Origin of the sequence: Escherichia sp. WS33 (assembly GCF_046486385.1) — a bacterium.
Taxonomy (GTDB): Bacteria; Pseudomonadota; Gammaproteobacteria; order Enterobacterales; family Enterobacteriaceae; genus ECMA0423.
In genome coordinates, this window is record NZ_JBJQLJ010000011.1 from 89,862 (window position 1) to 101,465 (window position 11,604).

Below are 11,604 nucleotides of genomic sequence, written 5' to 3' on the forward strand. Positions count from 1 at the left end.
CACGTTTTACAGATGCCCCTTTAATTTTGGCGAAGGATTTGTCTATGGCTGGGAATGTTCAGGAAAAACAGCTGCGATGGTACAACATTGCGCTGATGTCTTTTATCACTGTCTGGGGTTTTGGCAACGTTGTTAATAACTATGCCAACCAGGGGCTGGTGGTTGTTTTTTCATGGGTGTTTATCTTTGCACTCTATTTCACACCTTATGCGCTAATTGTTGGTCAGTTAGGCTCGACCTTCAAAGATGGGAAGGGCGGGGTCAGTACCTGGATTAAACACACGATGGGACCCGGACTGGCTTATCTCGCCGCGTGGACCTACTGGGTGGTGCATATTCCCTATCTGGCACAAAAACCCCAGGCAATTCTGATTGCGCTCGGTTGGGCGATGAAAGGCGACGGTTCGCTAATCAAAGAATATTCAGTCGTAGCGTTACAGGGGTTAACGCTGGTGCTGTTTATCTTCTTTATGTGGGTTGCTTCACGCGGTATGAAATCGCTGAAAATCGTCGGTTCTGTGGCAGGGATTGCGATGTTTGTTATGTCGCTCCTGTATGTGGCAATGGCGGTAACCGCGCCTGCGATTACTGAAGTGCATATTGCGACCACAAACATTACCTGGGAAACGTTCATTCCTCATATCGACTTTACCTACATTACCACTATTTCAATGCTGGTTTTCGCGGTTGGCGGAGCAGAGAAGATTTCTCCTTACGTTAATCAAACGCGCAACCCAGGAAAAGAATTTCCAAAAGGGATGCTATGCCTGGCGGTGATGGTTGCGGTTTGTGCCATTCTGGGCTCACTGGCGATGGGGATGATGTTTGACTCGCGTAATATCCCGGATGACTTAATGACTAACGGTCAATATTACGCCTTTCAGAAGCTGGGCGAGTATTACAACATAGGTAATACTTTAATGGTGATTTACGCCATTGCGAATACCCTGGGACAAGTAGCTGCGCTGGTATTCTCGATTGATGCCCCGCTTAAAGTGCTATTAGGTGATGCTGACAGCAAATATATTCCAGCCAGTTTATGTCGTACCAACGCTTCTGGTACGCCCGTTAATGGCTATTTTCTGACCCTGGTGCTGGTGGCAATTCTGATTATGCTGCCGACTCTCGGCATCGGTGATATGAACAATCTCTATAAATGGCTGTTGAATCTTAACTCGGTAGTGATGCCGCTGCGTTATTTATGGGTATTTGTTGCATTTATTGCAGTCGTTCGCCTGGCGCAGAAATATAAACCAGAATATGTCTTTATTCGTAATAAGCCTCTGGCAATGACCGTCGGGATTTGGTGTTTTGCCTTTACCGCCTTTGCCTGTTTGACGGGGATCTTCCCGAAAATGGAAGCCTTCACTGCAGAGTGGACCTTCCAGTTGGCGCTGAATGTTGCAACGCCGTTTGTGCTGGTAGGATTAGGACTGATTTTCCCGCTGCTGGCGCGTAAAGCGAATAGTAAATAATTATTGTGGTCGGTGACGCTGACTCTGGCAGATCTGACCCGTTTTTACATAATCGAGAAATGCGCGCAAGCCGCAGGACATATACTGGCGGTTTGGATAATAGATCTGGAAGCCTGGACGCTCTGTGCTCCAGTCTCCCAGTACACATTCTAAACGACCAGTATCAAGGTACTCCTTGATCTGTTCATAGAGCAGATACCCGATACCAGCACCCATCAAAACGGCCTCCAGTTCAGCATCAACATCATCCAGAATGATATTTCCTGCGACAGCAATTTCCAGCTCCTTTGCAAATTGCCAGTGGAAAGGTTTGCCGCTGGGATAACGAAAAACAACACATTGATGATTAAGCAGATCATGAGGATGGCGGGGTTTGCCATATCTTGCAAAGTACTCTGGCGTTGCTGCTACACATAATTTCACTGGTGGGCCGATCGCCACGCTGATCATATCTTTTTCGACGATGCCACTAAGTCGAACGCCAGCGTCAAAGCCCTGTTGGACGATATCGACAAGAGAATCGTCAGTTGTGAGCTCGACTTTAATATCAGGATATTCACGTGTGAAACCAACCAGTAAAGGCATTAAAAATATACGTGCAGCTACCCGGGCGGCATTGATTTTGAGCGTTCCTGTCGGTGTCAGACGAAAATCATTCATCTCATCTAACATGATCTGAATTTCGTCGAAAGCTGGGCGCAATCGTTCATAGAGATTAGAACCCGCTTCCGTTAACGATACGCTTCGGGTTGTCCGATTGAATAAGCGAATTTTAAGACGTTGTTCCAGTGTTTTAATACTATGGCTAATGGCGGACGAGGATAAGCCTAATTCATCGCCCGCTGCACGAAAGCTTTGATTACGGGCCACGGCAAAGAAAGTGGCAAAGTCAGACATATTCATCCGCATTAGTGAAAATCCTTCATTAACTCATCCTGAATCATCACGTTTACAGGATTATGCCGCCTGCGTAAAGTGCGCTCCAGAACTTAACGTGGAGGTAAAATTATGCAGTCTGAACGTATTTATTTGGTATGGGCCCATCCTCGTCATGATTCATTGACCGCACATATTGCTGATGCGATCCATCAGCGGGCAATGGAGCGGAAAATACAGGTGACGGAACTCGATTTATATCGGCGTAATTTCAACCCGGTGATGACGTCGGAAGATGAACCAGACTGGAAGAATATGGATAAACGTTATTCTCCAGAGGTTCATCAGCTTTATTCAGAGCTGCTTGAGCATGACACGTTAGTGGTGGTTTTTCCTCTCTGGTGGTACAGCTTCCCGGCAATGCTAAAAGGATATATTGACAGAGTATGGAATAATGGGCTGGCTTATGGAGATGGGCACAAATTACCATTCAATAAAGTTCGTTGGGTGGCGCTGGTTGGAGGAGACAAAGAATCATTTGTCCAGATAGGCTGGGAAAAAAATATAAGCGATTATTTAAAAAATATGTGCAGTTATCTTGGTATTGAAGATGCCGATGTCACTTTCTTGTGTAATACAGTGGTATTCGATGGGGAAGAACTTCACGCGAGCTATTATCAGTCGTTATTATCTCAGGTACGGGATATGGTAGATGCACTATAAGATGTGTTAAAAACGCTGTAGCAGAATGAAGTGCGGAATAAAAAAGCGGCAACTCAATAAAGTTGCCGCTTTACGGGGAAATTAGAACATTACCTTATGACCGTACTGCTCAAGAATGCCTTTCACGCGTTCCATGGTCTCTTTCTTAGGTGGTTTAACACCGTCGAGTTTGTACTCTTCACCCATTGCCACCCATTTGTGTTTGCCCAGCTCGTGGTAGGGGAGGAGTTCGATTTTCTCAACGTTGCCCATATCACGGGTAAATTCACCGAGGCGATGCGCTGAATCGTCATCGTCAGACCAGCCTGGGACAACAACGTAGCGGATCCACACCTTCACATTTTTGTTCGCCAGATATTTGGCGAACTCCAGCGTGCGGTGGTTGGAAACTCCAACCAGATTTTGGTGGATCTCGTCGTTCATCTGTTTGAGATCGAGCATTACCAGGTCGGTTACTTCCAGCAGTTCATCAATCACCGGATCGTAACGACGAACAAAACCGTTGGTGTCCAGACAGGTATGAATGCCTTCTTTTTTGCAGGCGCGGAACCAGTCACGAACAAACTCAGCTTGTAGGATTGCCTCACCGCCGGATGCGGTAACGCCGCCGCCGGAAGCGTTCATAAAGTGGCGATAGGTCACCACCTCTTTCATTAAATCTTCAACGGTAACTTCTTTACCGCCATGCGTATCCCAGGTGTCGCGGTTATGACAATACAGGCAGCGCATCAGGCAGCCCTGGAAAAAGGTGATAAAGCGAATACCTGGGCCGTCTACGGTTCCACAGGATTCAAAGGAGTGAATGCGACCAATAACTGACATTGCGGTGTTTCTCCAGATGTGGCCCATCTGAGGCCGTGTTGGTGCGCAGCTCGAAGGCTACGTCGAGTCTGTTTTGGCAGTCACCTTAAAGTATAGATAGCTGACAAAAAAGGCTCTCGTGCTAAAAAAGGCCCCACTTTCGTGGAGCCTTTATTGTACGCTTTTTACTGTACGATTTCAGTCAAATCTAATTACATAGATTGAGTGAAGGTACGAGTAATAACGTCCTGCTGCTGTTCTTTAGTCAGCGAGTTGAAACGTACTGCGTAGCCAGATACACGGATGGTCAGCTGCGGATATTTTTCCGGGTTTTCCATCGCGTCGAGCAGCATTTCACGGTTCATCACGTTAACGTTCAGGTGCTGACCACCTTCGATGGATGCTTCGTGGTGGAAGTAACCATCCATCAGACCAGCCAGGTTGGTCTTACGAACTTCGTCGTCTTTACCCAGTGCGTTCGGAACGATAGAGAAGGTGTAGGAGATACCATCTTTAGCGTAAGCAAACGGCAGTTTAGCAACGGAAGTCAGAGACGCTACAGCACCTTTCTGGTCACGACCGTGCATCGGGTTAGCACCCGGTCCGAACGGCGCGCCAGCACGACGACCGTCTGGGGTGTTACCAGTTTTCTTACCATACACAACGTTAGAAGTGATGGTCAGAACAGACTGAGTCGGGATAGCGTCACGGTAGGTGTGCAGTTTCTGAATTTTCTTCATGAAACGTTCTACCAGGTCAACAGCCAGGTCATCTACACGCGGATCATTGTTACCAAACTGCGGGTATTCGCCTTCGATTTCGAAGTCGATAGCCAGACCGTCTTCGTCACGAATCGGTTTAACTTTCGCATATTTGATTGCAGACAGGGAGTCAGCAGCAACGGACAGACCAGCGATACCACACGCCATGGTGCGGATAACGTCACGGTCGTGCAGCGCCATCAGAGAGGCTTCGTAGCTGTACTTGTCGTGCATGTAGTGGATGATGTTCAGTGCAGTGATGTACTGTTTAGCCAGCCAGTCCATGAAGTGATCCATGCGCTCCATCACTTCATCATAGTTCAGGACATCGCCTTTGATCGGTTCAGACTTCGGACCAACCTGCATTTTCAGTTTTTCGTCAACGCCGCCGTTGATTGCGTACAGCATGGTTTTCGCCAGGTTTGCACGCGCACCGAAGAACTGCATTTGTTTACCAACGATCATCGGGCTTACGCAGCAAGCAATAGCGTAGTCATCGTTGTTGAAGTCCGGACGCATCAGGTCATCGTTCTCATACTGCAGAGAAGAGGTGTCGATGGACACTTTAGCGGCGAATTTCTTGAAGTTCAGCGGCAGTTTTTCAGACCACAGAATGGTCATGTTCGGTTCCGGAGACGGACCCATGGTGTACAGGGTGTTCAGGAAACGGAAGCTGTTTTTGGTAACCAGGGTACGACCGTCGAGGCCCATACCACCGATAGATTCGGTTGCCCAGATCGGGTCGCCAGAGAACAGTTCATCGTATTCCGGAGTACGCAGGAAGCGAACCATACGCAGTTTCATGACCAGGTGGTCAACCATTTCCTGCGCTTCTTGTTCGGTGATCTTGCCAGCTTTCAGGTCACGTTCGATGTACACATCCAGGAAGGTGGAGGTACGACCGAAGGACATTGCAGCACCGTTCTGAGACTTAACAGCAGCCAGGTAGCCGAAGTAAGTCCACTGGATAGCTTCCTGAGCGTTGGTAGCCGGACCAGAGATGTCGTAGCCGTATTTCGCAGCCATTTCTTTCATCTGACCCAGAGCGCGGTGCTGTTCAGCGATTTCTTCGCGCAGACGGATAGTCTGTTCCAGGTTTACGCCGTTTTCCAGATCAGCCTGCAGAGAAGTGAACTGTGCCAGTTTGTCTTTCATCAGGTAGTCGATACCGTACAGCGCAACGCGACGGTAGTCACCGATGATACGGCCACGGCCATATGCATCTGGCAGACCGGTCAGAACACCAGATTTACGGCAACGCAGGATGTCCGGAGTGTAAACGTCGAACACGCCCTGGTTGTGAGTTTTACGGTATTCAGTGAAGATTTTTTTGATCATCGGATCCAGTTCGCGGTTGTACGCTTTGCAGGAACCTTCGATCATTTTGATACCACCGAACGGGATAAGAGCACGTTTCAGCGGAGCTTCAGTCTGTAGACCAACAACTTTTTCCAACGCTTTGTTGATGTAGCCAGCGTCGTGAGAGGTGATGGTGGAAGCAACAGCGGTGTCAAAGTCAACTGGCGCGTGAGTGCGGTTTTCCAGTTTAACGCCTTCCATTACTTTGTCCCACAGGGTGGTGGTCGCTTCAGTAGCGCCAGCCAGGAAGGACTCGTCACCCTCGTACGGAGTGTAGTTTTTCTGAATGAAGTCACGGACGTTTACTTCATTCTGCCAGTCACCTTTGGTAAAACCTTCCCAGGCTGTGGCTAACTTTTCATTAAGCTCGGACATGTAACACCTACCTTCTTAAGTGGATTTTTTATTTACTGCGTACTTCGACAACCATTAATGGTGATCGTTTTCACGCAGGTAAATGACCCAGTATGTCAACCCAACCAACAAACCACCGCCGATAATATTACCGATCGTAACCGGAATCAGGTTATCAGTGATGAAGTTCATCACGGTCAGGTGAGAAAAATTTTCGGGTGCAGAACCGACAGCGGTCCAGAATTCCGGAGATGCGAAGTCGCGGATTACAATACCCATCGGGATCATAAACATGTTTGCGATACTGTGCTCAAAACCGCTGGCAACAAACATCGCGACCGGCAGCACCATAATGAACGCTTTGTCCATCAGGCTACGGCCAGAATAACTCATCCATACTGCCAGACATACCATCAGGTTTGCCAGGATACCAAGGCAGACGGCCTCAATAAAAGTATGGTGCACTTTGTGGTCGGCGGTTTGTAGGACGTTTAGTCCCCATTGACCATTTGCGGTCATATACTCGCCGGAAAGCCACATTAAAAGTACAAACAGCAGTGCGCCGACCAGGTTGCCAAAATAGACATTTAGCCAGTTTTTCGCCAACTGACCCCAGGTGATGCGCCCACTCGCCTTAGCAACAACAATCAACACTGTGGAAGTAAAGAGATCGGCTCCGCAGACAACACAAAGAATCAGCCCCAGAGAGAAGCAAATGCCGCCAACCAGTTTTGCCATGCCGAAGGGCATTGTGCCTGTGCCAGTGGTTGCTGTGATATAGAAGACGAATGCGATTGAGATGAAAACACCGGCGGTAATCGCCAGATAGAAAGTCTTAAGCGGATGTTTCGTTGCTTTATAGACACCCGCCTCTTCGGCCACTTTGGCCATTGCAGCAGGAAGTAAAAGATCAAAAGGGTTGTCAGCTTTCACACTAACTCTCTCTTTATTAAGTCGGCGACGAGATACTAACAAAGCATTATAGATGAGAAATTGATATAGATCATATCTCGCCTGGCTTATAGGCCCGTAACTCGCATGGTTTTTATGCAAATACGGAGTAAATATTTGATTATCCAAATAAAAATAAATTTTAAAAATTAACAAATGAGTTGAATTTTTTCCGCATCCTCCGCTAAAACAGTTAATTAAAAGGGAGCATCAGGCGAATAAAGTAACAATATCGATCGTATTTATTAAATACAAATTACCGATATTTAACCTTATAATTACAATTATTTTATTAATGCAAATATATGTAAAGCGGGGCATTAAAAAAACGCCCCGTAATATAACTCAGACTAATCATTAAGCCTACATTGCGTAGGCTATTTGATTTTATTTTGCCCAGAATGCTGCTTTGGCGCGCTGCAGCTTTTCGTAGGCCTTCAACAACGACTGATGTGCAGCAAACGCGTGCAGATCGCTATCTACCGGTTGCAGGCCGTAAAACGCCGCTTCGCCGCTCATTGCCGCACTGGCGGCTTCTACGGCATCTGCGCCGTACATGCGAACAAACGCATTCAGATATTGCAGCGGCTGGCGATCTTCTTCCTGTGCCAGTAATAACAACGTTTGCAGGCAGCGATAATAGTTGGCGCGTTCCGGACTAAATACTGATGAGTTAAACTCCATCGTCCATTCGGTCCAGACCAGAGCCTGTTCCAGATCGCCACCAGCCAGCGCCAGCATGGCTTTTAATTCACCGATACGCAGGGTGTACCAACCGTTATCCGACCCGGTCGCCAGACCCAACAGCTCACGCACGCGGGTAAAGTCATCAAAACCTTCTTCATCCAGTTGCTCGATGAGGTTCAGGTAATCTTCTTTTTCCCACTCGCTGCCTGGTAGCGAAAGAATCGTTTCACGTAAATGGCTGCCCATACTGTTATTCGCGAGCCACAGATCTTCAGCCGGATAAATATCGGACATGCCAGGCACGATAATACGGCAAGCATAAACGCCCAGATGCTCGTAATCGGCAATATAAACTTCTTTATCTTCTTTGTTGAAGATAGCCATCAGTGTGGCGAACTCTTCTTCCGTGGTGCCGGAGAAATTCCAGTCCACAAACGGATAATCGGCATCCTGCTTGAACAGGTCCCAGGAGATTAAACCGCTGGAATCGATAAAGTGCGTTTCGAGGTTGGTATGTTCAGCGACTTCTTCATCATCGAAGGTTGGCGGAGTAAACACATCCAAATCTTTCAGGCCACGACCTTGCAGCAGCTCGGTCACGGTACGTTCCAGTGCTACGCCAAAATCAGGATGCGCACCGAAAGAGGCAAAGCAGGTACCGTTAGCAGGATTGAACAGTACCACGCAAATCACCGGATACTGGCCGCCAAGCGAACCGTCATAAGCGAAGATTGGGAAACCCTCCGCTTCCAGCGTTTCGATGGCTTCAACTACTGCTGGGTAACGCGCCAGCACGTCTGCCGGGATCTCTGGCAGGCTGATGCTTTCAGCAATAATGCGGTTTTTCACGTAGCGTTCGAAAACTTCAGACAATCCCTGAACGCGTGCTTCGTTGCGGGTATTACCTGCGGACATACCGTTGGAGACGTACAGGTTACCAATGATATTCATCGGAATATAAACGGTCTGATTGTCGGACTGACGCGTAAACGGCAGGCCGCAAATACCACGATCTTCGTTACCGGATTGTAGGTCAATCAGCATGCTGCCGGTCAGTTCATTCTCCGGATCATAAAACGCGCGCAGACGGTCATCGAGTAGTCCTTCTGGCACATCGTCATTTTCGGTCAGTGGGAACCATTTTTCGTTGGGATAATGCACGAACGGACCGTTGGCGATGGTTTCGCCCAGCCAGAAATCAGCAAAAAAGTAGTTGGTTGAGAGACGCTCGAAATATTCACCAAGTGCAGAAGCCAGCGCCGCTTTTTTGGTTGCGCCTTTACCGTTGGTAAAACACAGTGCGCACTCTTTGTCGCGAATATGTACAGACCAGACGTTAGGCACAGGATTCAGCCAGGAGGCCTCTTCAATCTGAAAGCCGAGGTCTGAAAGTTTTTGCTGGAAGCGAGCGATGGAATCTTCCAGAGCGGCATCTTTGCCGGGGATAAATGTTTGCGTCATGAAAATCACTTTAGTCGTACGGAAAGCGCGCAATAATACGGGTTTTATCTCAAAGGCGCTATCACCGCCGCCATGCCGATGAACTGTTGACTATGCTTTTAGCGGATAAACCACGATAAGAGCATAAAAATGAAGGCGTTCGATCTCCACCGTATGGCATTTGATAAAGTGCCTTTTGATTTCCTTGGCGAAGTTGCACTACGTAGTCTTTATACCTTTGTACTGGTTTTTCTGTTCCTCAAAATGACCGGAAGACGCGGTGTGCGACAGATGTCGCTGTTTGAAGTGTTAATCATTCTCACGCTGGGTTCAGCGGCGGGAGATGTGGCGTTTTATGATGATGTGCCGATGGTGCCGGTACTTATCGTCTTTATCACTCTGGCGTTGTTATACCGCCTGGTAATGTGGTTGATGGCGCACAGTGAAAAACTGGAAGATTTACTGGAAGGTAAGCCGGTTGTTATTATTGAAGATGGCGAGCTGGCCTGGTCGAAACTCAATAACTCCAACATGACGGAATTTGAGTTCTTTATGGAGCTACGATTGCGTGGCGTGGAGCAGCTGGGGCAGGTACGTCTGGCGATTCTCGAAACCAACGGGCAAATCAGTGTCTATTTCTTTGAAGATGACAAGGTGAAACCGGGTTTACTTATTTTACCCAGTGATTGTACGCAGCGTTACAAAGTGGTGCCGGAGTCGGCGGACTATGCCTGTATTCGTTGTAGTGAAATCATTCATATGAAAGCGGGGGAAAAACAATTATGTCCGCGCTGTGCAAATCCAGAATGGACGAAGGCAAGTCGGGCAAAACGGGTGACCTGACAGTAAAAACATCGGCTTTTTGCTAATAATCCGAGAGATTCTTTTGTGTGATGCAAGCCACATTTTTGCCCTCAACGGTTTTACTCATTGCGATGTGTGTCACTGAATGATAAAACCGATAGCCACAGGAATAATGTATTACCTGTGGTCGCAATCGATTGACCGCGGGTTAATAGCAACGCAACGTGGTGAGGGGAAATGGCTCAAATCTTCAATTTTAGTTCTGGTCCGGCAATGCTACCGGCAGAGGTGCTTAAACAGGCTCAACAGGAACTGCGCGACTGGAACGGTCTTGGTACGTCGGTGATGGAAGTGAGTCACCGTGGCAAAGAGTTCATTCAGGTTGCAGAGGAAGCCGAGAAGGATTTTCGCGATCTTCTTAATGTCCCCTCCAACTACAAGGTATTATTCTGCCATGGCGGTGGTCGCGGTCAGTTTGCTGCGGTACCGCTGAATATTCTCGGTGATAAAACCACCGCAGATTATGTTGATGCCGGTTACTGGGCGGCAAGTGCCATTAAAGAAGCGAAAAAATACTGCACGCCTAATGTCTTTGACGCCAAAGTGACTGTTGATGGTCTGCGCGCGGTTAAGCCAATGCGTGAATGGCAACTCTCTGATAATGCTGCTTATATGCATTACTGCCCGAATGAAACCATCGACGGTATCGCCATCGACGAAACGCCAGACTTCGGCAAAGATGTGGTGGTCGCCGCCGACTTCTCTTCAACCATTCTTTCCCGTCCGATTGACGTCAGCCGTTATGGCGTGATTTACGCTGGCGCGCAGAAAAATATCGGCCCGGCTGGCCTGACAATCGTCATCGTTCGTGAAGATTTGCTGGGCAAAGCGAATATCGCGTGTCCGTCGATTCTGGATTATTCCATCCTCAACGATAACGGCTCCATGTTTAACACGCCGCCGACATTTGCCTGGTATCTATCTGGTCTGGTCTTTAAATGGCTGAAAGCGAACGGCGGTGTAGCTGAAATGGATAAAATCAATCAGCAAAAAGCAGAACTGCTATATGGGGTGATTGATAACAGCGATTTCTACCGCAATGACGTGGCGAAAGCTAACCGTTCGCGGATGAACGTGCCGTTCCAGTTGGCGGACAGTGCGCTTGACAAATTGTTCCTTGAAGAGTCTTTTGCTGCTGGCCTTCATGCACTGAAAGGTCACCGTGTGGTCGGCGGAATGCGCGCTTCTATTTATAACGCCATGCCGCTGGAAGGCGTTAAAGCGCTGACAGACTTCATGGTTGAGTTCGAACGCCGTCACGGTTAATGCCGAAATTTTGCTTAATCCCCACAGCCAGCCTGTGGGGTTTTTAT

Annotated in this window: 9 protein-coding genes; 4 read left to right on the forward strand and 5 right to left on the reverse strand. The window is 48.1% G+C overall.

What is annotated here, in order from left to right:
- Positions 1 to 44: 44 nt before the first annotated feature.
- A complete protein-coding gene (locus ACJHXA_RS11475) occupies positions 45 to 1,475 on the forward strand; it encodes an APC family permease (RefSeq protein WP_000918501.1) in 1,431 nt (476 codons plus the stop codon).
- On the opposite strand, the gene ACJHXA_RS11480 is transcribed toward ACJHXA_RS11475, so the two are convergent.
- Positions 1,476 to 2,384: a LysR family transcriptional regulator gene (locus ACJHXA_RS11480; RefSeq protein ID WP_001242678.1), complete on the reverse strand. Its 909-nt coding sequence runs from the start codon at positions 2,382 to 2,384 to the stop codon at positions 1,476 to 1,478.
- Between the two features lie 99 nt (positions 2,385 to 2,483).
- On the opposite strand from ACJHXA_RS11480, the gene ACJHXA_RS11485 reads away from it, so the two are divergent.
- Positions 2,484 to 3,074 carry an NAD(P)H oxidoreductase gene (locus ACJHXA_RS11485; RefSeq protein WP_001190374.1) on the forward strand — a complete coding sequence of 197 codons (591 nt, stop codon included), beginning with the start codon at positions 2,484 to 2,486 and terminating at the stop codon, positions 3,072 to 3,074.
- Positions 3,075 to 3,155: 81 nt separating this feature from the next.
- Here ACJHXA_RS11485 and pflA read toward each other — a convergent pair whose 3' ends face one another.
- From pflA to ycaO, 4 genes are all read right to left on the reverse strand, one after another.
- On the reverse strand, positions 3,156 to 3,896 hold the full coding sequence (pflA, locus tag ACJHXA_RS11490) for a pyruvate formate lyase 1-activating protein (RefSeq protein ID WP_000111043.1): 741 nt from the start codon (positions 3,894 to 3,896) through the stop codon (positions 3,156 to 3,158).
- A 191-nt stretch (positions 3,897 to 4,087) separates the two neighbouring features.
- Positions 4,088 to 6,370 (reverse strand): formate C-acetyltransferase, encoded by a 2,283-nt coding sequence (gene pflB, locus ACJHXA_RS11495; RefSeq protein WP_001292810.1) that lies wholly within the window; start codon positions 6,368 to 6,370, stop codon positions 4,088 to 4,090.
- A gap of 54 nt (positions 6,371 to 6,424) precedes the next feature.
- Positions 6,425 to 7,282: a formate transporter FocA gene (gene focA / locus ACJHXA_RS11500; protein WP_000642546.1), complete on the reverse strand. Its 858-nt coding sequence runs from the start codon at positions 7,280 to 7,282 to the stop codon at positions 6,425 to 6,427.
- Between the two features lie 405 nt (positions 7,283 to 7,687).
- On the reverse strand, positions 7,688 to 9,448 hold the full coding sequence (gene ycaO, locus ACJHXA_RS11505) for a 30S ribosomal protein S12 methylthiotransferase accessory factor YcaO (RefSeq protein ID WP_001295344.1): 1,761 nt from the start codon (positions 9,446 to 9,448) through the stop codon (positions 7,688 to 7,690).
- A gap of 129 nt (positions 9,449 to 9,577) precedes the next feature.
- Between ycaO and ACJHXA_RS11510 the strand changes: the two genes are divergently transcribed.
- Positions 9,578 to 10,270, forward strand: a complete 693-nt coding sequence (locus ACJHXA_RS11510; protein WP_000642849.1) for a DUF421 domain-containing protein — start codon at positions 9,578 to 9,580, stop codon at positions 10,268 to 10,270.
- A gap of 198 nt (positions 10,271 to 10,468) precedes the next feature.
- Positions 10,469 to 11,557 carry a 3-phosphoserine/phosphohydroxythreonine transaminase gene (gene serC / locus ACJHXA_RS11515; protein WP_000057149.1) on the forward strand — a complete coding sequence of 363 codons (1,089 nt, stop codon included), beginning with the start codon at positions 10,469 to 10,471 and terminating at the stop codon, positions 11,555 to 11,557.
- The last annotated feature ends 47 nt before the right edge of the window (positions 11,558 to 11,604 follow it).